A 24,992-nucleotide genomic window follows, 5' to 3' on the forward strand; every position below is an offset into this window, starting at 1 on the left:
ATGCGCCTGCGGTGGGTGGGTTGGTTGTTGTGCTTGATACCTGCGTTGGCGACAGCGCAGGACGAACCCTTGCGCCTGGCCTTCGATGGCCAGTTGCTGCGGGTGAGCCAGACCCAGGTGCTCGATCGCCAGCCATTGCCCGATTCCCTGCAGACCCCGCTGGGCAGTCTGTGGAAGTTGTTCGTCTACGCGTGGCTGGTGGACACCGATGCCCACGAGCCGGCCTATGAGTGCCGCGGTGAGTCGAAAGAAGAGGTTTACTGCTGCAGCGCCGGGAAAAGCATCGGTCGCGATCAGGCACTGGTGAAGTCCTGCGGCTTGTATTTCGAACCGCAGCGGCTCGGGTTGTCGGCCGCCAGTTGGCGCGACTACTGGCAGATCCGTCAGGCGCCCGAGTGGCTGCTGGACCTGCCGGCCCTGCAACCGCAAAAACAGGTTCCCGTCGCGCAATTACTCAAGGCATTGGCGACGCTGCCGGCTCAGGACCAGGCCCGCCGGGTGCTGCTGGACGTGGCCCTCAACGCGGCGGATGGTCGCCTCGTCGGGCAACTGGGCAGCCGTTTGCGAGTCAAGACCTGGAGCTGGCTGGGTGACCAGGGACCTTCGTCACGCCAGGGCGGTTTCGCCGGTTGGCTGGCCGACGGCACGCCCGTATGGGCCGGTGGACGCGGCACCAGCCAGCAGGTCCTGAAGGTGTTCGGTGATGGACTGGCCACGGCGCTGCCGACCCAGTGGCCGGCCGAAACCGGGCGTTGCGTGGAAGTGGGGTTGTTTGCCCGTTATCCGTTGCAGCGGGTCATGTCGGGCAACCAGCCAGCCTCGCCGGGTCAGTTGCGGGGCGATTACCGTGTCGAGTTCACCAATGGCAATCAGCTGGATATCCACAGCGATGGCGAGCTGTTCCTCACGCCCGGCAAGCTGGTGGCGCGCCTGGATCGGGAGGAGTATGTCGCCCGAGTCCTGCAACGGGAGGCCAAGGCCGAGCCCGCCGAGGCGGCCAAGGCCCTGGCCGTGGCGATCCGCACCTACCTGCTGCAAAACGCCCAACGCAACGGCGATTGTCTGAGCATCGACGACAGCAGCCATCGCCAGCGCGTCGCGCCACGCCCGGCGGCACCGGAAACCCGCGCTGTCGCGGCCTGGACCAGCGATCTGGTCCTGGCCGGCACCGACGTCACCTATCACTCCGACCAATCCGGCCCGGACAAATTGTCCTGGCTGCAAGCCGTAGAACAAGCCAACGCCGGCCAACGCTACGACGCCATTCTGTTGCATGCCTATCCGCGTGCCAGCCTCAGCCGCTGGGACAATCCGGTGGCGTCCTGCGAAGCACTGCCGGCCGCCCAGGACTGGTTGCTCAAGCAGCGTCGAGGCTGGCGTTCCAGGCTGGAAAGCGAAGTGGGCTACAACGAAATCAGCTCATTCGCGGTGTGCCGCGTCGCTTTCGGCCGGCCTTACGTCGACCGCGAACGCCAGCGCATCTACGTCCGTGGCGTGCTGTCGCTGCAGGACCGTCTCGACCTGACTCACGAATATTTGCACCTGGCCTTTGAAGCTCATCCCAACGGCCAGGACGAAGACTATATCGAAGGGCTCGCCCGTCACCTCTTGCTGGAATAGACCATGACACTCCGTTACCCACAGGTCTTGCTGTTGCTCTGCGCCATGACCGCGTTGCCCCTGGCCATTGCCGCCGATGAGATCAAACTCGACACTCCGATTGGTGGGTGGCGCAGCGGGGCGCCGGGCGGCGAAGGTGAAAACTTCAGCCAGACCGTCAATTACCCGGCCTCGTCGGTCAATACGCCCCAGGGCCAGGCCAACACCGCGCGCATCACCGGCCAGATCAAGGCCATGCCCAAGGACAGCAATGACCCGGGCAAGCTCATCGTCAACGGTGTGGCCTTGCCGTTGAAACTTAATGAGGAAGGTCGCTTCGACCGGCCGTTCTCGTTCCCCAACGGCAGCAACAGCGTCGAGGTGCGCAGCCCCGATGGCCAGCACCGTCACCGCACCCAGTTCCTCAACACCAGCGGCGGCGCCACACCGGCCAAGCTGCGGGTGCTGCTGACCTGGGACAGTGACGGCACCGACCTGGACCTGCACGTCATCACCCCGGACGGCGCTCACATCTGGTACGGCGACCGCGTCGCCCCCAACGGCGCGGTCCTCGACGTCGACGTCACCACCGGCTACGGCCCGGAAATCTTCGCCATGCCCGCACCGATCAAGGGGCAATACCAGGTCTACCTGAACTACTACGGCGGCGGCTATCGCAGCGTTTCGGATGATGAGGAAGGCGACGGGGAAAGCAGCGGCGGCCAGGACGCGGTGCAAGCCCTGACCACGGCGCAAGTCACCGTGATCACCGAGGAAGGCACCCCGAGCGAGAAGATGGAAACGTTCGTCGTGCCGATGCGGGCGGTGGGGGAGCTGACGTTGGTGAAGAGCTTTAGCTATCCGTGAAAAGGAATTGTCCGACAGCGGTTGGACAATTCAATAGGCTACTCGGAGAGCGCTTATCAATCGGATGAGATGCGCTCCTGCGCATCTTGATAAACTGCTTCACGCTCGCGTTTTCCTATCGCAACAACGAGCACCACAACTTCCTGATCAATAACTTGGTAGATCAGGCGATACCGGCGCTTCGCAATTTCAACTTGTAGCAGTCGGGAAGTTGTCTAAGTCGATTGGCTTCGATGCGAGGGTTTTCAAGTACCTCGATCAGTTTCTTTTTGAACTGTTGTCGCAGTGTATCGCCTAGCTTGTTCCATTCTTTTAATGCACGTCGATCAAACTCGAGGCTATAGGTCATCCAGGCTGACCTTCACTCGTTGAGGGTTGGAAAGACGCTCCGTTACCACCGCAATGAGTGCTTCGTCTTCTTCACTGAGCAGAGCTGCTTTAAAAGGCAGCTTGCCTCGCTCTGCTACGTACTGAAGTGTCTGACGCAGCAACTCGGAAGGTGTGACGCCGAGCTTCTCCAGCTCGGCGAATGATCGCTGCTTCAGGTCGTCGTCGATGCGAATGTTGATAGAAGCCATGGGGTGGTACTTGTAATGACGTTTGACGTTACGTTAACAATTGCCTCTTGTATTCGGCAACCTCGATTTGCTGATCGGGTGTCTTTCAGACGAAGAGGAGGTCTGACGGGTGCCGCCGCTTGTCGCCTCCCCTGAATTCTCCTCCTGACTTCCAGTCGATTTCAAAGAGCCCATTCATAAAACAGGGCAAGCCCACCCTCGCGACAGGAGGCCACCCATGCGCGTCCATCACCTGAACTGCGGTTGCATGTGCCCGGTGGGTGGGGCTTTGTTCGATGGCTATAGCGGGGGGCTGACGGCGTGTCTGGTGTGTCATTGCCTGTTGATTGAAACCGACACCAACGGCCTGATCCTGGTGGACACCGGGTTCGGCCAACGGGATATCCAGACGCCGGAGCGGCTGAGCCGATTCTTTCGTGTCTTCAACAACATCAAGTTCGAACATCGCCTCACGGCCCTGGAACAGGTACGGCGCCTGGGTTTCGACGCCCACGATGTGCGCCATATCCTACTGACCCATCTGGATTTCGATCATGCCGGCGGGCTGCAGGATTTCCCCCAGGCCCGGGTACATGTGATGCGCGATGAAATGGCGGTGGCCCGCTCTGCAAACACCTGGATCAGTCGGCGTCGGTTCCAGGCCCGCCAGTGGCAGGGTGTGGACAGTTGGGAGTTCTACACCACCGAAGGCGACACCTGGTTTGGCTTCGATTCGGTGCGGGCACTGATCGGTGCGGAAGAGGAGGACATTTTCCTGGTGCCGCTACGGGGCCACACCGCCGGTCACGCCGGAATCGCCCTGCGCACCCCGGACGGCTGGATGCTGCACGCCGGCGACGCGTATTTCTTTCATGATGAAGTCCATCAGCCCGAACCCCATTGCCCACCGGGCCTGAAGTTCTACCAGTACATGATGGACACCCATCGCCCGGCGCGCCTGCATAACCAGGGGCGTTTGCGGGAACTGGCACTGTCCCGCAACCATCAGCCCGTGGACATTTTCTGCAGTCACGATGCCCGGGAATGGGAGCGCGCCCTGGCCCGGGCGCGCAAGGTCCGGGGCGATTGCACCGCTATGCCATCCGCCACCGGCAAACAGTCAAGCTGACGCTTCTCGGCGTGCAGAGCGCTCGTTTCCCCTTGCCCACTTCAAGTGGGCTTTTTTTTCAGGTCCACCAGTACCGCACCAGATGGAAGAAGATCGGCGCGGCGAAGCACACCGAGTCCAACCGATCGAGCATGCCGCCATGACCTTCGATCATGTGCCCCCAATCCTTGACGCCCCGGTCGCGCTTGATCGCCGACATGACGATACCGCCGGCAAAGCCCAGCAGGTTGATCAGCAAGGCGATGAGGAACGACTGCCAAGGATTGAACGGTGTGATCCACCACAGCGCGCCGCCGATCAGCGAGGCCAGGAAAATACCGCCGGCAAAGCCCTCGACGGTTTTCGACGGCGACAGGTTCGGCGCGATCTTGTGTTTGCCGAACAGCTTGCCGCACACGTACTGCAGCACATCCGACAGTTGCACCACAATCACCAGGTAAGCGATCAACAGCAGGTTGCGTCCTTCAAAACCGGCGATATCCAGGGTCAGCAAGGCTGGCACGAAGGAGATGCAGAACACCGCGATCATCAATCCCCACTGCACCTTGGACGCACGCTCCAGGAAGTGCGTACTGTCGCCTCCCAGGGACGCCAGGATCGGCAGCAGCAGGAACACATAGACCGGGATAAAGATCGAAAACAGCCCGTACCAGTCGTAGTAGATCAGCAGATACTGCAGCGGCAGCGCCAGGTAGAACGCGGCCACCAGCGCCGGATAATCGCTGCGTCGGGTCGGTGTGAGGGTCAGGAATTCCCGCAGGGCATAGAACGACACCGCATAGAACAGCAGGATCACCGCCGCATTGCCGAGCCAGAACGCGACGCCGATCACCAGCACCATGATCCACCAGGCGTTGATTCGCGCGTTGAGGTTGTCGATGACCGAGTTCGGCGTACCTTTGGTCTTCAGCTTGAGAATGAAACCGATCAGCGAGGCCAGCACCAGAATCGCGCCAATCCCGCCAAACAACATCAGGGTATATCGATCCATCAGACGTGCTCCGGGGCCAGTGCCAGCAGTGCGGCGCGGCTGCGTTCAAGGAAATGCTCTTTGCTTTCACCGTCTTCGATGCGAAGCGGTGCGCCGAAACTGGTGGTGCACAGCAGCGGCAGGGGCAGCACGCGACCCTTGGGCATGACACGGTTGAGGTTGGCGATCCACACCGGAATCACCTCGACCTCGGGGTGGCTCTTCATCAAGTGATAGATCCCGCTCTTGAACGGCAACAAGCCTTCGTCGGGGTTGCGCGTGCCTTCGGGAAAAATGATCAGCGAGTCGCCATTTTCCAGGGCTTCGAGCATCGGTTGCAGAGGGTTGTAGGACGGGTCCTTGCGCTCCCGATCCACCAGCACGCCGTTGAACACCCGGTTGATGATGTAGCGACGCACCGGGCTCTTTTGCCAATAATCGGAACCCGCCACGGGCCGGGTGAGCTTGCGCAGCGCCGGCGGCAGTGAGGCCCAGAGCAGCACGAAATCACCGTGGCTGCTGTGGTTGGCGAAATAGATCCGCTGCACCGGCTGCGGCGCGCTGCCGAGCCACAGGCTGCGGGCGCCCGTGACCATGCGGGCCGCGGAGGTGATGAGGTTGGCAACGACGGGTTCGAGCATGAGGATTCCTTATCCTGTAAAAGCTAACCAAGGGCTGGCCAGGATGAAGCCCAGCGTCAAGACAATTTGTGCGGCCAATAACAGCGACTGCGTGCGCAGCAACCGCAAGGCGCCGTGGCTGCGTTCGCTCCAGGGGCGGCCAGCGCGTTCGACCGGCTGAAGGCCTAGCGTGCTCAAGGCCTGATCCAGTGCCTGGGTGCGTTCGGCCAATGGCTGGATACCGTCAGCCACGCGCTGGAACAGATCGGCATCGAACGCCACGCGCAACGCCCAGTATTTTTGCAACACGCCGAGGCTGAACAGCGTGATGCTGAACAGCAGCAACCAGGGGTCGACGCTGCCCACCAGCCATTGCCCCAACCCCAGCAGCGCCGCCAGCAGGGTCAGACCGGTGGAAAACTGGTCCAGCGAATGGCCTCGACGCAACAGGCTCGCCACGGCGTGCAGTTGCATATCACTGTTCATGGCGATGGCCTTTGCGCAGTGGCTCCAGCGCCTGACGGTGCGCCTGATGCAAAACGATATGGGGGCGGACGCGCTGGAGCTGCACAATCGCGGCATCGACACTGGCCGCCCGGTCACTGTGCAACAGCCAGGCGATCATGGCGGTAGCGCTGCGCGAATAACCCAAGGCGCAACAGACCAGCACCGGCCCTCGCTGGCGCAGTTGTTCAATGGCCAGCGCGGCCTCCAGGCATTGCTCGGCGGTCGGTGCCGTGAGGTCGAGCACCGGCAGCGAGCGATAGGCAATCCCGGTGCTGTCCATGGACATTTCGGCACAGAGGTCGAGCACCCCGGTAAACGCACTGTCCTTCAACTCCAGTGGCGTGGGAATGCGACCCAGCCAGACGTTGTCGGTCACGTGATCCGGCTGCGGATGGTTGCGCGTCCACCAGCGGGAATTGATCCAGGCGGCGGCGAGATACGGCGCCAACAACCAGCGTACCGCTGGGCTCAGTTGGCCATCGGCCCGCTTCTGGAAGCCGCCGGCATCGAACAGCAGATAATTGAGCGCCACAAACAGTACCGCCACCGCCGGCCAGATCAGCCAGAGCCACGCGCCGCCGAAGGCAAACGCCGGAATGAACAACGCCGCCGCACCCACGCCGTAGCGCAGGGCCAGTTGCAGGCGGCTGCGGTCCGACGTCAGCCGAGCGCTTTGCAGTGGACTCGGCCGGTCCAGCGGCCACAGCCAGACGCACAGCCAACCGGCCAATGCGCCGGTCGGTACGTCGACAAAGTGGTGCTGGTAAGTTGTCAGCACCGACACGCCAATCAACGCGAACCAGCCGTGCATCACCCAGCGCCATATGCCTCGCAAGTGCCGCTCATAGCAAACCCAGAGAATCACCAGCAAAGCGATGTGCAACGACGGTGCCTGGTTGAATGGCTTGTCAAAACCGGCCAGCACCTCGAACAGCCAACCGAACACCCCATCCATTTCCGGCCGGGGGAAGGTGAAGCGTAGCGGCCAGATCAGAAAGCAACTGACCGCAATGGCCTGGGCCGTGAGCAGGCGCAGGGCGTGGCGCTTGAGTTCGGTGCGGCTGGTGGGCAGCAACAGTGACAGGCCGTAAAGCAGGTCGATCGACCAGTAAGGCACGATAGTCCAGGCCAGGAACGGCATGTGGCTTTCCCAGCCGAACACCAGGCTGCCGACGTCGTTGCGCTGGGCCGTCACCCAGGTGGCGAAACCGTAGGTGCTGAAGAACAACGGCGCGAGCAACAGCAGCCAGTACACCGCCGGTTTGAGCAGGGCAGGTTCGCGGGGCGGTGCGATGACGGCACTCATCACTGCACGCGCTGCGCCAGCGAAACGCTGAAGATGCCCCACTCATCGACTCGCAGGGTGATCTTGCGAAAGCCCGCCGCTTCGACCAATTGATCCATTTCGGCCTGGCTGCGCCGACGCATCACCCAGGCCTGGCCGGCACGGTGGCTGGTGAGGGCGCGGGCAATCAGTTCCAGTTGCGGGTGCCATGGCTGGCCGGTGTAGACCAGGTAACCGCCAGGCTCCACCGCTTCAGCCAGGCCGGCGAGCGAGCCGCCGACCATCTGGTTATCGGCAAACAATTCGTACAGGCCAGACACTACGGCGAGGGTCGGCTTGGGCTCCAGCGCCGCGAGATCCTGGCGGTCGAAGGCGTCGCCTTTGACGAACCGGGCGATGTCACCCAAGCCTTTTTCGACGATCAGCGCGCTGCCGTCGCGCACGTTGATATCGCTGTAGTCGCGCAGCAGGATCGACTCAGGCAACGGGCTGACGCCTTGCAGCGCCTCGAGAATGTAACGGCCATGACCGGCGGCGATGTCGACGATGCGCACCTCGCGATTCTCTTCGCGCAACTTGCCCATCGCCAGGCGCAGCAACTCCTCGACGTTCAGCTTGCGCTGGCGAATGCCGCGCCAGCCGATGGAGTTCAGGTAGTTCTGGTCGATCATCTTGCCAATCGGCGAGGTGCCGGTGGGGCGGTTGCGGTAGACATAGTCCAGGGTGCTGCCGGAATCGAAACCGGTGTCGAAACCCAACTTCACCCCGGCCGACAGCTTGCTGCCGAAGCGCATGCTGGCGCGGGTCATGCGCCAGTACAGGTCGCGCAACGAATTGTGGGGCAGGGGTGTTGCCAGGGCTTCGGACTCGGCGCAGGTCGCACCGATGCGGTCCGCATCCAGCAAGGAAGGGCGGTCCAGCGGGCGGGCGAAATTCTGCAGGATGAAACGGCGTGCACTGGCGACGGCCGGCGCGCGGTTCTTCTCGCCCAGGGTGTCGTGGAAGAACCCCGGCAGGATGTGTTTTTCCTTGTGCAGACTGCCCAGCCGCTCGAAGAATTGTTCCTGGGGTTTGCGATGCACCACAAAGTCGGAACCGGAGATCAACAGCTGCGTCGGCACCTGGATCGCCTGGGCATCGGCGACCACGCGGTCGGCGGCTTCGTACAGGCCCAGCAGCACGTTCACCGAAATCGCCTTGGTGATCAGCGGGTCGCTGTCATAGGACGCCACCCGTTCCGGGTCATGGCTGAGGAACTTGGCCTTGACGTAGCTGTTGACGAAGAAGTTGCCGCGAAACTTGCGCATCAGCGCCAGGCCCGGGCGGGCGAACGGCACGTACAGCTTGACCTTGAACGCCGGCGACGCCAGCACCAGGGAGCGAATGCGCGGCGCGTAATCGTGAACCCAGGTAGACGCGATCACCGCGCCGACGCTTTGCGCCACCACGGCGATGTTCTGCTCGTCGATCTGATGCATCGCGCCGATGTGGTCGCAGAAGGTCTGCACGTCCCGCGCGCTGGTGGCGAAACTCGGGCTGTCACCGCGTTCACCGGGAGACTGGCCGTGGCCGCGGGCGTCCCAGGCAAAGAACTCGAAACCGGGCAGGTCCAGCTCATCCACCAGATGCGCGATGCGCCCGGAGTGCTCATGACCTCGGTGAAACAACAACACGGCCTTACGGGGTTCGCCCGGGTCCACGGCCACGGCCGGCCAGTGCCGGTAGAACAACTCCACGCCATCATGGGTGGTGAATGTCCGGTCTTGAGCTTCGCGCATTGCAAGTTCCTTTATGCTGAGGGAGCGTTTTCCTTCACTTGGTCCAGGCCATGACGGACCCGGTTGACCAAGGTATAAACCAGCAGGGCGGCAACCACCGCCATCACACCATCGACCCACAGCGCCCCGAGCCAACCCAAGGCAATACCGGTCGCCAACACGCCGCATACAAAGGCCCGGTCACTCTTGCCCATGGGCCCGTCATAGCGCCGCGAAGCCCCGACCATCGCCCCCAGCACACCCGCGTATTCGCTGAACAACGCCAACAGCGTGACCAACAACACGAGCAACAGACTGGCATCGGGAATCAGGGCAAAGGGGAGGATCAGGGCCGCGTCGGCGATGATATCGCATAGCTCATTCAGGTAGGCCCCCAGATGCGATTGCTGCCCGAACTCCCGCGCCAGCATGCCGTCCACGGCATTCAAGGCCATGCGCAGGAACATCCAGACCGGCACCAGTACAAACACCCACGGATGACTGGCGAACCAGGCGATCACCACACCCACCAGCACGGAAATGATGCCTGCGAGCAGGGTGACCTGGTTGGCGGTGACACCCTTGTCGTAGAGCCGTTGGACGGCGGGACGCAGCAGGTTCTGGAAGGCGGGCTTGAGTTGGTAGATGGAGGGCATCGGGGCGAGATCTCGGGCCGGTTGCGGGCATAAAGGATTCAGCAGCGAGATTACGATAGGTTGAGGGTTTGCTGGTGGTTATTTGTTGGGAATGAGCTTCGGTCTACATCTCGCGCTGAATCCTCCTGGGATGGAAACACCATTCAAATGTGGGAGCGAGCCTGCTCGCGATAGCATCGCCAGAGGTTCTGGCTTGTAGGCCTGTACTTGCCCATTCGTGGGGCGCCTTAGTGATGCCGATGGATCGTATGTTGGAACTCTATTCTTAATTTTGATAGGTAATGAAATGGCTCGCGATAGAGAGTCTGAGGGCTTCAGCGATCTGTTGACTGATGCGCCGCTTCCTCGAGCAGGTTCGCACAGAGGGCCTCATTCTTTCTTTTGAAGCGCCCGCCCATGCGCCGTAAGCCGATATTTTTGTAAGCGACTGCGCGGCTTATCGGGGATGGTCATTTCGATCAGGCCACCTTCCAAGGCCGGACGGATATAGGCATCGCGGAAGTGTTTCTCGTCCTTGAGGCCCAGTAAGGACTGAATTTCGCTACGTGTGAGTTCGCCTTGGATAGTCTTTAGAAGCTTCGCGACTTCGGGGGTGACTTCGGGGGTGACTTCGGGGGTGACTTCGGGGGTAGCAGGTTTCCATTCCGATTCTGGTCGCCAAGCCAGGGCGCTGAACTGGTTACCTATCACATCGTCGATCAGCTCAATGCGTGGCCATTCTCGAAGCGCGCGCGGAATACCGCTGCCCAAGCCTCGATAAGGAAGTATTTGAGCTGCGTGCTCCGTCAATGTTGGATTGCGCCGGTTGGTTTTGCCTTGGTGGATCGCCTCAACGCTCAGGCTGTCGGGTAGGTGGCCGGGGCTAGCAATCTCCACCCGATCGGCAAAAACCATAATTCGGATCGAGGCGCTGGTGAAGTAGTCGCGATGGATCAATGCGTTGACCAGCAGCTCCTCCAGCGCCGGTTCGGGAATCTCCAACTCACCCAGTGTATTGAAACCACGACCACGCTGTACGTGATGGAGATTGCGACGGATAAAGGCGAAGCTGCCTTTGAATTGTTCCAGTAACGTACCGCCAATATCCTCACTGTCCAAATAACGATTATCGGCCAAGCTTGTACCGGGAAACGCCACGGCCTTCACCTGGAAGGCCGGTCGCCAACGCTGCGGCTGTCGGCCAAATAGCATCAGGCCGGCCAGGGTCAATTCACGTCCGTCACCTAATCCCAGGTTCTGCAGTAACTGCTCTGTCGACAGCCCATCCAATTCACTGTTTTGTCCATAACGGCGGTTAAAGTAGGTGTCGAAGGCCTTGACGTCCAAGTCGGTGACAGATGTACCTGCTACAGGCACCACATCGGCATAAACCAAACCAGCCCTCTGAAATAGGCGTTGCAGCTCTTCACGTGCTGTTACATGGCGCTTATCGGAGCCACTCTTGATCCATACCCGCCCCTGCAGATCCATGTACGGTTTGTTCAGCCCATCGGCCACTGACACCACCATGACCAACCCGGACGCTGTCTGCACGTTTTCGGTCAGAGGGTGAACGGGCGGTCGTATGTTCTGACTGGCGGCATTGCTGAGCAGTTGGTTCAAGCGTCGTATGGCGGATGCGTCCAACCCGCGAATGCTACCGTCGTCGTCCACGCCTATAAACAGTTCGCCACCACCACTATTGGCCAGGGCCGCGAGTTCGGCTGCCACACCGTCGGCGTTGACCAGGTCGCGCTTGTACTGATGGCGACTATCTTCACCTCGCGCCAGTATCTGTAGAAGTTCGACTTCGGTCATGGAACGTTACTCTGAAATGACGTCTTCGGGTCTGCCGGCAGGTGCTGCATCATGCCCTGTTTCGGTTTGTGAGGAAAACCATCAAACCCGCCCAGCAACATCCGCTATCAATCCTCTGAACCACTGCTGTGCCGGATGAGACTCGCTGCGCCGGTGCCAGATCAGGTCGAACGCCATCCGAGGCAACGTCACCGGTGGTGGGAACATCACCAGCTTGTTGCTGCCCGCCGCGCCCATCGCCACCCGTTTCATCACCGTAGCGGTCAACCGGGTACGGGCGATCAGTGAGGGCACTGCGAACATCTGCGGCAGTGTCAGGGCCAGTTCGCGCTGCTTGCCCTGTTGGGCAAGGGCGTGATCCACCAAACCGTGCAAGTCCCCTTCAGGCGAAACCAGCACATGGCGAAGTTGCAGATAGGTCTTCAGGGTCATGGCGCGACGGGCCACCGGGTGGTCATGGGCGACGATGGTGACGAATTCGTCGGTGAGCACGGTCCGGTTCAATATCCGCGCCGCCGCCTGGGTCGGCGGCACGCCCACTGCTGCGTCGATCAAGCCGCTGTCCAGCATGTCGACCGCGTGATCTCGGTCGTTGAACGCGTACACGTTCACCGAAACCCCCGGCGCCTGCTCCGCGAGTGCCTGCAACAGCGCGGGCAGGAGCACATAGGCCGGGTAATCGGAGAGGCCGAGTTTGAACACCAGCGAAGCCTTGCCAGGCTCGAACTCGGGCCGCTCGACCAATGCAACTTGAAGCTGGTGCAGCGCCTGGGCAATCGGCACCGCCAGGTCCCGAGCTCGAGGCGTCGGCAAAAGCCCCTCGGCACTGCGGGCAAACAACCCATCACCAAGCAGCGTTCGCAGCCGCGATAACGCGGCACTCATCGCCGGCTGACTGACACCCACCCGAGCCGCCGCGCGGGTGACATTGCGCTCCGTCATCAGCGCGTCGAAGGCCACCAGCAGGTTCAGATCAATCCCATGAAAATCCATAAATCAAATAATCATTCATATCGGCTATTTGTTAGACGGATCATAGCCCTCAATCCCAAACTCTCGCTACCACCCCACTTCAATGGCGAGACCCCCAATGACCCTATCAACCACCCACCTTGCTGAACAGCTGCGCGCCGAGCGCCGGGCCGTCGAAACCTTCTACCGTGCATTCAGTGACCAACAGCCAGACCTCGTCGATGAAGTACTCACCCGTGACTGGGACGACATCCCGTTGGCTCCTGGTCAGGTACCTGGCCCGGAAGGCATCAAGGCCATTATCCGCAGCTTCGTCCAGGCGTTTCCGGATGTGCGGATCGTCGTCCACGACATGGTCCAGGAGCCCGGAAAAATGGGCGTGCGCGCCGAAATCACCGGCACCCATGCAGGCGAACTCTTCGGCATCGCCGCCACCGGCAAGCAGGTCAGTTTCCGCATTCATGAATTCCACACGTTCCGTGACGCGAAGCTGACCACGACATGGCACATGGAAGACTGGTTTGCCCTGTTCCTTCAACTCGGCCAGTTCCCTGCCCAGGCCTGAAAGGAGTTTTCCCATGAAGAGCGCTTTGATTAATGAGTTCGGCAGCCCGGATGTGATCGTCGAGGGCGAAGCGAGGTTGCGAAACCCACAACCCAACGAAGTGGTCGTGCGCATTGAGGCCGCCAGCGTCAATCCGCTGGACGTCAAGATACTCGCCGGTTACATGCAGCCGATCTTCCCGGTGGCATTCCCCTATGCTCCAGGGACCGATTTCAGCGGTGTGATTGAGTCCGTCGGCGAGCAGGTGAGCGTCCTCAAGACCGGGGATCGAGTGGTCGGACGAACCTCCCCCGAGCATGGCGGTGCGTTCGCCACCCATCTGGTCATCGCCGCTTCCGAACTGTGTGTCATTCCCGCGCCGATGAGTTTCGAACAGGCCGCTGCATTGCCGACCGCGTATGGCACGGCCAAGCAGGCGCTTTTTGATATTGGCAAGTTGCAGCGCGGCCAACGTGTGCTGATCCACGCCGGTGCCGGCGGCGTCGGCAGCATGGCAGTCCAGCTGGCCCATCTCGCCGGCTGCCATGTGATCGCAACGGCCTCGGCGAAGAACCTCGAACTGCTGAAAAGCTTGGGCGCCGATGAAGTCATCGACTACCGAACCCAGACCCTGGACAGTGTGCGCGAAATCGACCTGGTGCTCGACACCCTGGGCGGCGAAACGCTGGAGGAATCCTGGCAGGTGCTGCGTCCGGGCGGACGCATATCTACCCTGGTGGAATTCAATATCGAGGGTCGGGACGGTCACGCGGGTGAGTTCGTCTTCTTCGCCAGTGCCGTGTCTTTCCTTCCCGAGGCGATCCGACAGTTCAGTGCGGGGCAATTGCAGATCATCATCGACTCCACCTTCACGCTGGCGGAAACCCGGGCGGCGGTGGAAAAGGTCGCCACTGGGCATGCTCGAGGGAAGGTGGTTATTCGCCCTGGGGGCTGATCGTTAATCCAATACCCAACTTCTAACCGTCGATTAGTTGCCGCTGCAGGTCAAAAAAAGCACCAAGTTTCGAGGCAGCTCGATTGAGCATGCCTCTTCTAAAGCTTCAATTTGAAGTTTATCTAATTGATAGTCATACAAATATTCGTCCTCTTTTGCCCAATTCATTATTTTAGCTAGGTCCTTGGTTTCGAGAGGAAGTTCGATTTCGTATGACGCAAAGTCCTCTCCGTCAACTACACCCATTATTGTATGTTTCATGGTTCTACCGTCCTAGTTGGGTTAGCTGGTTTGGTCTGAAGTCCAGTAACGTGATCAAATTCACCCAGGTGCTTGCCTCGCTTGTTATATTTTTCTAACGCGCCATGTTGAAAGTCCCATTCATATATTGTTCTGTCAGGGTCTTTCCAGCGAGGGCGCAACCCTCCGCCTTTCATACGCGTTTTGGGCTGCGCCCATTTTGCATCCGGAAAAGCAGGTAGGGAGCCCGGTTTTTGATGGTAGTCATGATGTGCGGTGCTCAAGACCACATAAACCGGCCGAACCCCCGTCCCCACCGGAAACACCAGAATGAAATCCCGATACTCCGGCGGATAAATCGGATCGACGATGATGCTGTCGGCCATCGGTGTGGGCGGGTAGATCCAGATGGGAGGGGCCTGCGGTGCCGCTTCCAGGGCGGGGATACCCAGGGTGTCGGACGGATCGACGGCTGGCGTCCAGATCAGCTCGATGCCGTCACCCAAGTCGGCGATGTAGTGGTCGGCGCGAGGGACCAGGTGGACGACGTCGACCATTTCCCAATCGCGGTTCTGGCCGGTATAGAAGCCATAGCCCTTGAGGCTGCCATCGGCCTGTTGCTCTATTTGCAGGCGCATGCGGCTGCGGGCCTGCTTCAAGTTGTGTAGCTGTTCTTCGGAGTAAAGGGCGCTATCACCCAGGCTGGAAGGCCAGAGCAAGGCAACCATGCCGGTCAACAGCCCCGTGACGACGGTGCCGCCCACCGTTGCCGCGGTTGCTTCAAGTGCGGTGCCGCCGAGAGCAAGCCTGCCCAATGACGCGGTTACCGCGCCGGCGCCCATCTGCTTGAGGGGCACAGTCCCCGATCCATCGGTATGCCTGCCGCCGAGCCAAACCAGATCGCCGTACTGCTTGACCAAGTCAGCCGGCACATAGCCGTTGGGGTTGCGGTAATCAATGACGCCGTCGGGTAACTTGCAGCTCTTGGCGAACACACTGCCGGTGACGGGCAGTGGCGTTCTATCGACCGTGGCCCAGCGTTCCTTTTCGTAGGCGGCCTGCCGGGCAAGCATGGTTTCATACTTCAGTTGCCCGGCTTCACGCTCGGCCAGCTCGCTGGGTGTCATGTCCCGATAGGTGACGTAATGCCCGTCGCCGCCGGGCGGGTTCTTGACTTGGGGGATGTCTTTTTGGCGTGTCACGGAGGGGCAGGTCTCGTCCAGTCGATGCGGGAGAGACGCTAACCCAAGGGCTCAGGCTGGGGCTGTAGGCGCTTTCTGTATTGGTTGTGCCTTTTTCCTCAGGCTCCGCAGGACACTGGAGCGCGTGAACGAAGAAGGCGCGTTGCAGCCAATAACTTCGCACTCAGCCATTAAAAAAAGCAGACCTTTGGCACCGATAACATCGTTTCTCGGGTGCTTTGCTTTTCCCTATATTGGCTGCCAGATCGGTGAATGACTCAGCGTTCACCCCCTAAGTGCGAGTAGCCTCAATGAATAACAAACCTGACAGCGCAGGGCTTGATAACGCAGGAGCGGGAACCCGGGCGGTCTGGGGTGGCGAGCAAGTCAGGCATCCCTACAACGCCACACAAACCCCCATCGTGGTCAGCGCCGCGTACGGCTATGACGACATCGACGTCTGGTACGACGTCGCCTTGGGCAAGGCCCCGGGTTTTATCTACAGCCGCATGAGCAACCCCACCGTCGAGACCCTCGAAGCCAAGATCCGTGAACTGGAAATGTCCGAGTCCGCCGTGGCGTTCAGCACCGGCATGGCGGCGATCAGCAGTGTGCTCTACACCTTTCTGGCCCAGGGCGATCGGGTGGTGTCCACCAAGGACAGCTACGGCGGCACCAACAAGATTTTCGAAGAGTTCCTGCCGCGCATGGGGGTGGAGGCGACCTTGTGCGAGACTTTCGATCACGATGAGATCGAACGGGAAATCGCCAAGGGCTGCCAGGTGGTGTACCTGGAAACCCCGACCAACCCGACCCTGAAAATCCTCGATATCCAGCGTCTGGTGGCGGCGGCCAAGCGGGTCGGCGCCGTGGTGGTGGCGGATAACACCTTCGCCACGCCGCTCAATCAGAACCCCCTGGCATTGGGCGTGGACGTGGTGATCCACAGCGCGACCAAGTTCCTCAGTGGCCATGGCGATGTGCTCGGCGGCCTGGTCTGTGGCAGCGAATCCCTGATGGCCAAGGTACGGCATTACCGGGAAATCAACGGTGCGGCACTGGACCCGTTCTCAGCCTTCATGATCATTCGTGGCATGAAAACCCTGGTGCTGCGCATGCGTCAGCAGCAAGCCAGCGCGCGTGCCCTGGCGGAGTTCCTGTGCACCGAGCCGCTGGTGGAATCAGTCAACTATCCCGGCTTGCCCAGCCATCCGAACCACGCCGTGGCGTGTGCGCAAATGGCCGGCTTTGGCGCCATCGTCAGTTTCGTCCTGGTCGGAGGCATGGACACCGTCACGGCGCTCTTGCCCCGTCTGCGCTTCGCCCACTGCGCGGGCAACCTGGGTGCGGTGGAAACCATCTATGGCCCGGCGCGCACCACCAGCCATGTCGAAAACACCCTGGAGGAACGGCTGGCCCTGGGCATCTCCGAGGGGCTGGTGCGGGTCTCGGTGGGCATTGAAGACACCGACGATTTGCTCGACGACTTGAAGCAGGCGTTCGCTTTTGTCCGGGCTGCGCGGGAACAGCGGACGCAAACGAATTCGCACGCTTCAACCCTGGAAGTGTGCACCGAAACCAGCCGTTGAACTGTCAGCGTCAGACCCTTGCGACAAGGCGGTCACGGGGGTGTTCATGAATAGGAAAATAATAAAACCGGATGACGACCCGTGTTGTCTCTGTGCTGTCACTGCGCGCAGAGGTCGGGGCGTGTCCTCACGACTTTCATGAGAACAACCATGTCCATAAAACAAGAACAACTCAGTACGCAGGTCGGCTTCAAGCAGGAAATGCAAACACGCCATATCGTCATGCTGGCATTGGGTGGCGTGATTGGCACCGGGCTTTTCCTCACGTCCGGCTACACCGTGAATCAAGCCGGCCCGTTGGGTGCGGTGATCGCTTACATCATCGGCGCCTTGATGGTGTACATGGTGATGATGTGTCTCGGTGAACTGGCGGTGCAGATGCCGGAAACCGGTTCATTCAGCACCTACGCCACGCGCTTTCTCGGCCCGGGCACCGGTTATACCGTGGCGTGGTTGTACTGGCTGACCTGGACCGTGGCCATCGGTTCTGAATTCACCGCCGCCGGTATCCTGATGGCGCGCTGGTTTCCAGACACACCGGTGTGGATCTGGAGCGCGCTGTTCGCCTGTGTGGTGTTCCTGAGCAACGTGGTCTCGGTGCGCTTGTTCGCCGAAACCGAGTTCTGGTTGTCCCTGGTCAAGGTCGCGACCGTGGTGGCGTTCCTGCTGATCGGCGGCGGCGCGATTCTCGGCCTGCTGCACATCGATCAGGCCCACAGCATCGGCTTGAGCAACTTCACCCGCGAAGGGCTTTTTCCCACCGGCTTCATGCCGATTGCCATGACGCTGCTGGCGGTTTCGTTTGCCTTCTCCGGCACGGAGTTGATCGGTATCGCCGCCGGTGAAACCAAGGATCCCCAGCGCAATGTACCCCGCGCCATCCGCACCACCGTGCTGCGCCTGGCGATCTTCTTCGTCGGGACCATCTTCGTCCTGTCGACCTTGTTGCCTCGCGAACAGGCCGGCATCGTCGAGAGCCCCTTCGTCACCGTGTTCACTTACATCGGCATTCCGTACTCCGCCGACATCATGAACTTCGTGATCATCAGCGCCTTGCTGTCGGCCGCCAACTCCGGCTTGTACGCCGCCTCACGGATGCTCTGGACCCTGAGCGACCAAGGGCACCTGCCCAAGCAGTTCTCGGCACTGACCCGCATGGGCACGCCTCTCAACGCGATCATCGTCAGCATGGCCGGCGGCGCCGCCTCGTTGCTCAGCAGCGTCTTTGCCGCCGACACCATCTACCTGGCGCTGGTGTCGATCTCCGGGTTGGCCGTGGTGGTGGTGTGGATGAGCATCGCCGCCAGCCAGATCGCTTTCCGTCGTCACTACGTTGCCAATGGCGGTGATGTGCGCCACCTCAAGTTCCGCGTCCGCGGCTATCCGTGGGTGCCGCTGGGGGCACTGGCCTCCTGCGGGTTGGCGTGTGTCGGGATTGCTTTCGATCCGGAACAGCGGGTGGCGTTGTACTTCGGCTTGCCATTCATCGCCTGGTGCTATTTCGTGTACTTCATTACCCGCAAAAGCCGCGAGCAACGCTTGCTGGTGAACCCGTTGGCACAGCCGTCCGATGCAATCTAGACGGTGCCGGGGGGAGGGCGTCAATGAGGCAGGATCATGAAGCAGAAACCGTTACCCCCGTTGAACTGGCTGCGGGCATTCGAAGTGTCGGCCCGCTGCCTGAACTTCACCCACGCCGCCGAGGAGTTGTGCTTGACCCAAGGCGCGGTGAGCCAGCAGATCCGTCAGCTGGAAAGCCACCTGGGGGTGGCGCTGTTCAAACGCCTGCCCCGTGGCTTGGGGCTGACCGAGGAAGGCCAGTCCTACCTGCCGGTGGTGCAGGATGCGATCACACGCCTGGCGGTGGGGACCAACGAGATTTTCGGCCAGCACAAGCGCCGGCCGATCAAGGTCCGCGGCAGCCTGGCGTTCTTCGTGCACTGGCTGGCGCCGAAACTGGTGGACTTCCGCCAGGCCCATCCCCAGGTCGACATCCGCTACATCAGCAACATCTGGGTCAAGGAACTGGATGGCGAGGACGACCTGGAAATTCGCTGGGGCCATGGTCAGTGGTCGGGCCTGGTGTCGCAGCGGCTGACCTGGGACACCTTGTTCCCCGTCTGCTCTCCGGCGCTGATGGCGCGTTCGCCACTGCAGGAACCGGCGGACGTGGCGAAGCATCCGCTGTTGCATGTGCTGGGGTACGAAGAAGGCTGGGGGTACTGGCTGAACATGGTCGGTGCCGACCACGTCGATTCGTCGACGGGCATGCAGTTCGACACGCTGGTCTGCACCTTGCGCATGGCCGAACTGGGGCAGGGGATCGCCCTGGCCCGGTCGTCGATGGTCGCTGACCTGCTTGAGGAGGGACGCCTGGTCGAACCCTTCAGCCAGCGCATCGAAGCCAGCGAGTCGTTCTACCTGGTACGCGGTTCCGGGACCGAACAGCACCCCGACGCCGTCATGTTCGCCACCTGGCTGGTCGAGCAGGCACATCGTTTCAAATGAATGGCCGGAGCCAACCATGCGCTATGTAAGTACCCGAAACTCGGTCGTGCAGGTCGATTTCGAAAAGGTCGTGTTATCGGGCGTGGCCCCGGACGGCGGGCTGTTCGTGCCGCTGGAGTTGCCGCTGTTCGAACCCCAGGAGATTGCCAACTGGTCGACCTTGTCCTATGACGAGCTGGCTTATCGAGTAATGAGCCCGTTCGTGGGCGAGACAATTCCCGAGGCAGACCTCAAGCGCATGCTCAAGGAGGCTGGCAGCCAATTCAGCCATCGCTCCCTGGCGCCTCTGCATCAGGTGGATCGCAACGAATGGGTCCTGGAACTGTTCCATGGCCCGACCCGCTCCTCGAAGGATTTTGCCGCCCAGCTCCAGGCTCGGCTGGTGCAATATTTCCTGCGCAAACGCGATCGCCGCGCCGTGGTGATCGGCGCCACCAATGGCGATACCGGGCTGGCGGCCATCGAAGCTTTCAAGCATTGCGAGGAAACCGTGGTGGTCGTGGTCTACCCGGAAGCGGGCGTACCCCAGGACCAACTCCGGCACCTCCAGGCGGTGGCGCATCCCCGGGTCCACCAGTTCGCCGTCAATGGCAGCTTCGACGAGTGCCAGACCCTGGTCAGCCGGTTGTTCCGGCAGTGGCCGTGCACCGGGCACGAAGCGATCAGTTTCAACTCCAGCAACTGGGTGGGGGTGCTGGCGCAGCTGGTGTTCTATTTCCACGCCGTACTGCAACTGGGCGGCGGCCAGCGGCCCATCGGTTTCAGTGTGCCGGCGGCGAGTTTTGCCGAGGTCTATGCCGGCTACATTGCGCAGAAGATGGGCTTGCCGATCACCCAGATGATCGTGGCGACCAACCAGAACGACGCGCTGCACCAGTTGTTCTTGAAGAATCACTACTCCCGGTTGCGCGCCAACAGGACCTTGTCACCGGCCATGGACCTGTCGATCTTTTCCAACCTGGAGCGCTTTCTCTGGGAGCTCTACGGGCATGACGACCAGGCTGTGAGTGCGCTGATGGAACACTTCGAAAGCAGCGGCGAGATGACCATCGCCAACGAGTTCTGGCTGCAGGCGCGGATGATCATCGATTCCTACGCCGTCAGCGATGAACAGACCCTGGAAGAAATCACCTCGCTGTACCGCGACACCGGCTACGTCATCGACCCCCACACCGCCACCGGCGTGCTTGCGGCCAGGTTATACCGGCGAAGCCTGGTGGCGCCGATGGTGACCCTGGGGGAAATCTCACCGGTCAAATCGGCGGCGTTGCTTGGCGAGCTGGGGATCAGCGTTTCGCCACTGCATCACCCGCTCGCGGAACACGGCCCGGTGCAGATCCATCGGATCCAGCCGGACGACCTCGACACCCTCCATCAACTGCTCGGCACGCTGTAAGGAGGCCCCGTGAAGCGAATTCTCGACCCGCTCGACGAACGCATCATCGCCGAACTGCGCCTCAACGCCCGGGCCGCCCATGCCGAGCTGGCGGCGAAGGTCAACCTGTCGCGCAATGCCGTGCGCCAACGCATCGAACGCCTCGAACGCGACGGGGCGATCCAGGGCTATACGGTGCGAACGGGGGAGGGGCTTTCGGCAGCGTCGAACATCAATGCGGTGATTTTCGTCTACCGCTACGACCGCATGCGCGGCGCGGAAGTGTTGCAGGCGCTGCAAGCCATGCCGGAAGTGCTTCAGTGCGACGTGATGAGTGGCGAATTCGATCTGATGCTGCGGGTCGGCGCGGCGAGCCCGGAGCGAGTGCACAGGGTCTGGAAGAACATCTCGGCGTTGCCGGGGGTGGAGAACACTGTCACCTCATTCGTACTGTCGTCAGTGATCTGAAGCTCGACACACAACCCCTGTGGGAGCGAGCCTGCTCGCGATAGCGGTAGACCAGCCGACTTCGATGTTGACTGACCTGACGCTATCGCGAGCAGGCTTGCTCCCACAGGGTTATGTGTCTGTTGATCGTTCCCACGCTCGCTGTCGTGCAATGCCGTGCGCCAGCGCATCGAACGCCTCGAACGCGACGGGGCGATCCTGGGTTATACGGCGCCGCGGCGAGCCCGGAGCGGGTGCACAGGGTCTGGAAGAACATCTCGGCGTTGCCGGGGGTGGAGAACACTGTCACCTCATTCGTACTGTCGTCAGTGATCTGAAGCTCGACACACAACCCCTGTGGGAGCGAGCCTGCTCGCGATAGCGGTAGACCAGCCGACTTCGATGTTGACTGACCTGACGCTATCGCGAGCAGGCTTGCTCCCACAGGGTTATGTGTCTGTTGATCGTTCCCACGCTCGCTGTCGTGCAATGCCGTGCGCCAGCGCATCGAACGCCTCGAACGCGACGGGGCGATCCTGGGTTATACGGCGCCGCGGCGAGCCCGGAGCGGGTGCACAGGGTCTGGAAGAACATCTCGGCGTTGCCGGGGGTGGAGAACACTGTCACCTCATTCGTACTGTCGTCAGTAATCTGAAACCTGACACACAACCCCTGTGGGAGCGAGCCTGCTCGCGATAGCGGTAGACCAGCCGACTTCGATGTTGACTGACCTGACGCTATCGCGAGCAGGCTTGCTCCCACAGGGTTATGTGTCTGTTGATCGTTCCCACGCTCCCGCGTGGGAATGCCGCCAGGGACGCTCCGCGTTCCGCGCCTGATCGACCCAGACAAACCCCTGGTCAAAACGCCCATGAAATAGAGCAAATTGGCATATTTCACTGCCCGGCCCACCCCCCTAACCTAGATCCAACAACCTCATCACCCGGATCAAGGGACACAACAAAAATGACTGAATACAAACTGGCGCTGGTCGGCTTCGGCGGTGTGAACCGGGCATTGGCGCAATTGATCGCCGAGCGTAACGACCGCTGGAAAACCGAACTGGGTTTCACCCTGAAGATCGTCGGCGTGACCGACCTGTTTCTTGGCTCGGTCATGGGTCGCGACGGCCTGGACGCTGCGCTGCTGGCCAAACTGCCCGCCACCAAGGGCGCCTTCGCACAATGGCCGGGTGGCAATGCCGAAGCCCTCAATGAGGCCGTGATCAAGGAGAGCGGCGCGGACATCATCGCCGAAGCCACCTTCACCAATCCGGTGGACGGCGAGCCCGCTACGTCGTTCTGCCGCTGGGCCCTGGAAGGCGGCAAGCACGTCGTCACCACCAACAAGGGACCGATTGCCCTGCATGGCGCCGAGCTGAAAGCACTGGCCCGCCGCAACAACGTCGCCTTTGAATACGAAGGCTCGGTGATGAGCGGCACGCCGGTCATTCGCGTCGCCAAGCAGTTGCTGGCCGGCAGTGCGATGACGGGTTTCGAGGGCATCCTCAACGGCACCTCCAATTTCGTCCTCACCTGCATGGAAAACGGACTGGGGTTTGCCGAAGCGGTCAGCAAGGCACAAGCGCTGGGCTATGCCGAAGCCGATCCGACTGCGGATGTCGAAGGGCACGACGTGCGCCTCAAAGTGGTGATCCTGGCGAACGAACTGCTCGACGCCAAGCTGAAGGTCAGCGATGTCAGCTGCAAAGGGATTTCCTCCCTTGACCTCGGCGACATCGAAAAAGCCCGCCAGGACGGCGCCCGCTGGAAACTCATCGGCGCCGCCAGCCGACACGCCAACGGCTCGATCAGCGCCAGCGTCGAACCGCGCCTGTTGAGCAACGATCATCCGCTCGCCGGCGTGAGCGGCGCCACCAACGCCGTGTCGTTCACCTCCGAACTGCTCGGCGCCGTGACGGTGTCCGGCCCTGGGGCCGGGCGCACGGAAACAGCGTTTGCGCTGCTCTCGGACATCATCGCCATCCACCAGTCTGCCGTGCGCAACCAGGAGTAACCCATGAACGTATCTCGACTGGCCCTGGCCGTGACGCAAGCGCAAATCGACGTCCTCAACCCCTTTGACGGCAGCGTCGTCGGCACCGTGGCGGACGTCTGCGCCTCCCAGGTCCCGCAGTTGCTGGCGACCGGCCGCAGCGGCGCGCACACCTGCGCCGCGCTACCCCGTCATCGCCGCGCCAGCATCCTCGAACAGGCGGCATCGAACATCCAGCGCGACGCCCAGGCGTTTGCCCGGCTGATTGTCGACGAGGCCGGCAAGACCCTCAAACAGGCGGAAAAGGAAGTCAAACGCTGCGTCAACACCCTCAAGTTGTCCGCCGAAGAAGCCCGGCGCAACGCCGGAGAAGTGGTGCCGTTCGACGCCTATGACGGCGCCGAATCGCGCCAGGGCTGGTTCTCCCGCGAGCCCCTGGGCCTGATCGTTGCCATCACCCCCTACAACGACCCGCTGAACCTGGTGGCCCACAAACTCGGCCCGGCCATTGCCGGCGGCAACGCGGTGATTCTCAAACCGTCCGAGCTGACGCCGTTGTCGGCCCTCAAATTGGTCTCGTATCTGGTTTCGGCGGGTTTGCCTGAGTCCGTGGTCACCGTCGCCACCGGCCGCGCCGAACTCGGCAAAGCCCTGGTCGCCGCCCGCGAGGTGCGCATGATCTCCTTCACCGGCGGCTTCGTCACCGGCGAACAAATCGCCCGCACCGCCGGCCTGAAGAAACTCGCCATGGACCTGGGCGGCAACGCACCGGTCATCGTCATGGGCGATTGCGACCTCGACGCGGCCGTTGAAAGTTGCCTGTCCGGCGCCTTCTGGGCTGCCGGCCAGAACTGCATCGGCACCCAACGCCTGCTGATCCAGGCGCCGATCTACGCAGCCTTCCGCGAACGTTTCGTCAGCCAGGCCCAAGCGCTGGTGGTGGGCAATCCCTTGCTGGCCGACACCGACATCGGCCCGATGATCACCCCGCAAGCCGCACAAAATGCCGAGCATGTGGTGAACGAGGCCCTGCAAGAAGGCGCCACCTTACTCTGCGGCCACCGCCGCCAAGGCGCCTGCTACGCCGCCACCGTCCTGGAAAACGTCGACCACGCCAGCCGCCTCTGGCGCAACGAAGTCTTCGCCCCGGTGGTGGTGTTGCAGCCCTTCGACACCTTCGACGAAGCCATCGCCCTGGCTAACGAGCCCGACTACAGCCTCCACGCCGGCATCTTCACCAACGACCTCGCCACCGCCATGAGCGCCGCACGCCGAATCGAAGCCGGAGGCGTGATGATCAACGACTCCTCCGATTTTCGTTTTGATGCGATGCCGTTCGGTGGCTCCAAATACGGCAGCCTGGGGCGGGAAGGGGTGCGGTTTGCCTACGAGGAAATGACCCAACCGAAGGTGGTGTGCCTGAATACGTTGGGTTGAACGAT

Annotated in this window: 23 protein-coding genes and 3 pseudogenes; 14 read left to right on the plus strand and 12 right to left on the minus strand. The window is 61.5% G+C overall.

Features of this window, described 5'->3' with window-relative positions; all coding sequences use genetic code 11:
• Window positions 1-1,620, plus strand: a complete 1,620-nt coding sequence (locus tag ACODTO_RS09145; RefSeq protein WP_489106311.1) for a DUF2300 domain-containing protein — start codon at window positions 1-3, stop codon at window positions 1,618-1,620.
• A 3-nt stretch (window positions 1,621-1,623) separates the two neighbouring features.
• Window positions 1,624-2,466 (plus strand): YfaP family protein, encoded by an 843-nt coding sequence (locus tag ACODTO_RS09150; RefSeq protein ID WP_489106312.1) that lies wholly within the window; start codon window positions 1,624-1,626, stop codon window positions 2,464-2,466.
• A 56-nt stretch (window positions 2,467-2,522) separates the two neighbouring features.
• Here the strand turns inward: ACODTO_RS09150 and ACODTO_RS09155 are convergent.
• Together ACODTO_RS09155 and ACODTO_RS09160 are read right to left on the minus strand one after the other, a co-directional pair.
• Window positions 2,523-2,815, minus strand: a pseudogene (locus tag ACODTO_RS09155) (type II toxin-antitoxin system RelE family toxin).
• Window positions 2,805-3,044 carry a type II toxin-antitoxin system RelB/DinJ family antitoxin gene (locus tag ACODTO_RS09160; RefSeq protein WP_047702740.1) on the minus strand — a complete coding sequence of 80 codons (240 nt, stop codon included), beginning with the start codon at window positions 3,042-3,044 and terminating at the stop codon, window positions 2,805-2,807. The pseudogene ACODTO_RS09155 and the gene ACODTO_RS09160 overlap by 11 nt, the downstream one beginning before the upstream one ends.
• A 217-nt stretch (window positions 3,045-3,261) precedes the next feature.
• Here ACODTO_RS09160 and ACODTO_RS09165 point away from each other — a divergent pair, with 217 nt between their 5' ends.
• Entirely contained in the window at window positions 3,262-4,152 is an 891-nt protein-coding gene (locus tag ACODTO_RS09165; protein WP_139650225.1) for an MBL fold metallo-hydrolase, read from the plus strand.
• Between the two features lie 58 nt (window positions 4,153-4,210).
• Here ACODTO_RS09165 and ACODTO_RS09170 read toward each other — a convergent pair whose 3' ends face one another.
• The 8 genes from ACODTO_RS09170 to ACODTO_RS09205 form a co-directional block, all read right to left on the minus strand.
• Window positions 4,211-5,143 carry a phosphatidate cytidylyltransferase gene (locus ACODTO_RS09170; RefSeq protein ID WP_024778387.1) on the minus strand — a complete coding sequence of 311 codons (933 nt, stop codon included), beginning with the start codon at window positions 5,141-5,143 and terminating at the stop codon, window positions 4,211-4,213.
• Window positions 5,143-5,763: a lysophospholipid acyltransferase family protein gene (locus tag ACODTO_RS09175; protein ID WP_139650227.1), complete on the minus strand. Its 621-nt coding sequence runs from the start codon at window positions 5,761-5,763 to the stop codon at window positions 5,143-5,145. Before ACODTO_RS09175 ends, ACODTO_RS09170 begins: the two co-directional genes overlap by 1 nt.
• Window positions 5,764-5,772: 9 nt before the next feature.
• Window positions 5,773-6,228: a hypothetical protein gene (locus ACODTO_RS09180; protein WP_489106313.1), complete on the minus strand. Its 456-nt coding sequence runs from the start codon at window positions 6,226-6,228 to the stop codon at window positions 5,773-5,775.
• Window positions 6,218-7,555, minus strand: coding sequence for a phosphatase PAP2/dual specificity phosphatase family protein (locus tag ACODTO_RS09185; protein ID WP_489106314.1), 1,338 nt, complete (start codon window positions 7,553-7,555; stop codon window positions 6,218-6,220). The genes ACODTO_RS09180 and ACODTO_RS09185 overlap by 11 nt, the downstream gene beginning before the upstream one ends.
• On the minus strand, window positions 7,555-9,312 hold the full coding sequence (locus ACODTO_RS09190; protein ID WP_175386461.1) for a bifunctional alpha/beta hydrolase/class I SAM-dependent methyltransferase: 1,758 nt from the start codon (window positions 9,310-9,312) through the stop codon (window positions 7,555-7,557). Before ACODTO_RS09190 ends, ACODTO_RS09185 begins: the two co-directional genes overlap by 1 nt.
• Before the next feature lie 11 nt (window positions 9,313-9,323).
• Window positions 9,324-9,947 carry a CDP-alcohol phosphatidyltransferase family protein gene (locus ACODTO_RS09195; RefSeq protein ID WP_175363206.1) on the minus strand — a complete coding sequence of 208 codons (624 nt, stop codon included), beginning with the start codon at window positions 9,945-9,947 and terminating at the stop codon, window positions 9,324-9,326.
• A 369-nt stretch (window positions 9,948-10,316) separates the two neighbouring features.
• Window positions 10,317-11,744, minus strand: coding sequence for an RNA/DNA-binding domain-containing protein (locus tag ACODTO_RS09200; protein ID WP_489106315.1), 1,428 nt, complete (start codon window positions 11,742-11,744; stop codon window positions 10,317-10,319).
• Between the two features lie 81 nt (window positions 11,745-11,825).
• Window positions 11,826-12,737: a LysR family transcriptional regulator gene (locus ACODTO_RS09205; protein ID WP_489106316.1), complete on the minus strand. Its 912-nt coding sequence runs from the start codon at window positions 12,735-12,737 to the stop codon at window positions 11,826-11,828.
• A gap of 97 nt (window positions 12,738-12,834) precedes the next feature.
• Here ACODTO_RS09205 and ACODTO_RS09210 point away from each other — a divergent pair, with 97 nt between their 5' ends.
• Both ACODTO_RS09210 and ACODTO_RS09215 read left to right on the plus strand, forming a co-directional pair.
• Complete coding sequence (locus ACODTO_RS09210; protein WP_139649129.1) at window positions 12,835-13,281, plus strand: ester cyclase; 447 nt, start codon at window positions 12,835-12,837, stop codon at window positions 13,279-13,281.
• Window positions 13,282-13,294: 13 nt separating this feature from the next.
• Entirely contained in the window at window positions 13,295-14,215 is a 921-nt protein-coding gene (locus ACODTO_RS09215; protein ID WP_489106317.1) for an NADP-dependent oxidoreductase, read from the plus strand.
• Window positions 14,216-14,248: 33 nt separating this feature from the next.
• Here ACODTO_RS09215 and ACODTO_RS09220 read toward each other — a convergent pair whose 3' ends face one another.
• Complete coding sequence (locus ACODTO_RS09220; protein ID WP_489106318.1) at window positions 14,249-14,476, minus strand: DUF7683 domain-containing protein; 228 nt, start codon at window positions 14,474-14,476, stop codon at window positions 14,249-14,251.
• Entirely contained in the window at window positions 14,473-15,657 is a 1,185-nt protein-coding gene (locus tag ACODTO_RS09225; protein ID WP_489106319.1) for a colicin E3/pyocin S6 family cytotoxin, read from the minus strand. The genes ACODTO_RS09220 and ACODTO_RS09225 overlap by 4 nt, the downstream gene beginning before the upstream one ends.
• Window positions 15,658-15,947: 290 nt before the next feature.
• Between ACODTO_RS09225 and ACODTO_RS09230 the strand changes: the two genes are divergently transcribed.
• From ACODTO_RS09230 to ACODTO_RS09270, 9 genes and pseudogenes are all read left to right on the plus strand, one after another.
• Entirely contained in the window at window positions 15,948-17,225 is a 1,278-nt protein-coding gene (locus ACODTO_RS09230; protein WP_139649137.1) for a cystathionine gamma-synthase family protein, read from the plus strand.
• Between the two features lie 150 nt (window positions 17,226-17,375).
• On the plus strand, window positions 17,376-18,806 hold the full coding sequence (locus tag ACODTO_RS09235; protein ID WP_489106320.1) for an amino acid permease: 1,431 nt from the start codon (window positions 17,376-17,378) through the stop codon (window positions 18,804-18,806).
• A 36-nt stretch (window positions 18,807-18,842) separates the two neighbouring features.
• Window positions 18,843-19,733 carry a LysR substrate-binding domain-containing protein gene (locus ACODTO_RS09240; protein ID WP_489106321.1) on the plus strand — a complete coding sequence of 297 codons (891 nt, stop codon included), beginning with the start codon at window positions 18,843-18,845 and terminating at the stop codon, window positions 19,731-19,733.
• Between the two features lie 16 nt (window positions 19,734-19,749).
• Entirely contained in the window at window positions 19,750-21,129 is a 1,380-nt protein-coding gene (gene thrC, locus ACODTO_RS09245; RefSeq protein WP_489106322.1) for a threonine synthase, read from the plus strand.
• A gap of 9 nt (window positions 21,130-21,138) precedes the next feature.
• Complete coding sequence (locus ACODTO_RS09250) at window positions 21,139-21,576, plus strand: Lrp/AsnC family transcriptional regulator (RefSeq protein ID WP_024780781.1); 438 nt, start codon at window positions 21,139-21,141, stop codon at window positions 21,574-21,576.
• Between the two features lie 138 nt (window positions 21,577-21,714).
• Window positions 21,715-21,893: pseudogene (locus ACODTO_RS09255) on the plus strand (Lrp/AsnC family transcriptional regulator); the annotation flags it as partial.
• Window positions 21,894-22,031: 138 nt separating this feature from the next.
• A pseudogene (locus tag ACODTO_RS09260) lies at window positions 22,032-22,210 on the plus strand (Lrp/AsnC family transcriptional regulator); the annotation flags it as partial.
• Between the two features lie 311 nt (window positions 22,211-22,521).
• Entirely contained in the window at window positions 22,522-23,571 is a 1,050-nt protein-coding gene (locus ACODTO_RS09265) for a homoserine dehydrogenase (protein ID WP_489106323.1), read from the plus strand.
• Window positions 23,572-23,574: 3 nt separating this feature from the next.
• Complete coding sequence (locus ACODTO_RS09270) at window positions 23,575-24,987, plus strand: aldehyde dehydrogenase family protein (RefSeq protein ID WP_489106324.1); 1,413 nt, start codon at window positions 23,575-23,577, stop codon at window positions 24,985-24,987.
• Window positions 24,988-24,992: the final 5 nt, after the last annotated feature.

The sequence above is a fragment of the Pseudomonas sp. FG13 genome, assembly GCF_057809755.1.

Bases quoted from the DNA above. Each gene is read 5' to 3' on its own strand.
- ACODTO_RS09190 (WP_175386461.1), bottom strand. From the start codon at position 9,312: ATGCGCGAAGCTCAAGACCGGACATTCACCACCCATGATGGCGTGGAG.
- ACODTO_RS09220 (WP_489106318.1), bottom strand. From the start codon at position 14,476: ATGAAACATACAATAATGGGTGTAGTTGACGGAGAGGACTTTGCGTCA.
- ACODTO_RS09205 (WP_489106316.1), bottom strand. From the start codon at position 12,737: ATGGATTTTCATGGGATTGATCTGAACCTGCTGGTGGCCTTCGACGCG.
- ACODTO_RS09170 (WP_024778387.1), bottom strand. From the start codon at position 5,143: ATGGATCGATATACCCTGATGTTGTTTGGCGGGATTGGCGCGATTCTG.
- ACODTO_RS09160 (WP_047702740.1), bottom strand. From the start codon at position 3,044: ATGGCTTCTATCAACATTCGCATCGACGACGACCTGAAGCAGCGATCA.
- ACODTO_RS09180 (WP_489106313.1), bottom strand. From the start codon at position 6,228: ATGAACAGTGATATGCAACTGCACGCCGTGGCGAGCCTGTTGCGTCGA.
- ACODTO_RS09175 (WP_139650227.1), bottom strand. From the start codon at position 5,763: ATGCTCGAACCCGTCGTTGCCAACCTCATCACCTCCGCGGCCCGCATG.
- ACODTO_RS09240 (WP_489106321.1), top strand. From the start codon at position 18,843: ATGAAGCAGAAACCGTTACCCCCGTTGAACTGGCTGCGGGCATTCGAA.
- ACODTO_RS09200 (WP_489106315.1), bottom strand. From the start codon at position 11,744: ATGACCGAAGTCGAACTTCTACAGATACTGGCGCGAGGTGAAGATAGT.
- ACODTO_RS09270 (WP_489106324.1), top strand. From the start codon at position 23,575: ATGAACGTATCTCGACTGGCCCTGGCCGTGACGCAAGCGCAAATCGAC.
- ACODTO_RS09210 (WP_139649129.1), top strand. From the start codon at position 12,835: ATGACCCTATCAACCACCCACCTTGCTGAACAGCTGCGCGCCGAGCGC.
- ACODTO_RS09235 (WP_489106320.1), top strand. From the start codon at position 17,376: ATGTCCATAAAACAAGAACAACTCAGTACGCAGGTCGGCTTCAAGCAG.
- ACODTO_RS09185 (WP_489106314.1), bottom strand. From the start codon at position 7,555: ATGAGTGCCGTCATCGCACCGCCCCGCGAACCTGCCCTGCTCAAACCG.
- ACODTO_RS09145 (WP_489106311.1), top strand. From the start codon at position 1: ATGCGCCTGCGGTGGGTGGGTTGGTTGTTGTGCTTGATACCTGCGTTG.
- ACODTO_RS09195 (WP_175363206.1), bottom strand. From the start codon at position 9,947: ATGCCCTCCATCTACCAACTCAAGCCCGCCTTCCAGAACCTGCTGCGT.
- ACODTO_RS09215 (WP_489106317.1), top strand. From the start codon at position 13,295: ATGAAGAGCGCTTTGATTAATGAGTTCGGCAGCCCGGATGTGATCGTC.
- ACODTO_RS09230 (WP_139649137.1), top strand. From the start codon at position 15,948: ATGAATAACAAACCTGACAGCGCAGGGCTTGATAACGCAGGAGCGGGA.
- ACODTO_RS09265 (WP_489106323.1), top strand. From the start codon at position 22,522: ATGACTGAATACAAACTGGCGCTGGTCGGCTTCGGCGGTGTGAACCGG.
- thrC (WP_489106322.1), top strand. From the start codon at position 19,750: ATGCGCTATGTAAGTACCCGAAACTCGGTCGTGCAGGTCGATTTCGAA.
- ACODTO_RS09150 (WP_489106312.1), top strand. From the start codon at position 1,624: ATGACACTCCGTTACCCACAGGTCTTGCTGTTGCTCTGCGCCATGACC.
- ACODTO_RS09165 (WP_139650225.1), top strand. From the start codon at position 3,262: ATGCGCGTCCATCACCTGAACTGCGGTTGCATGTGCCCGGTGGGTGGG.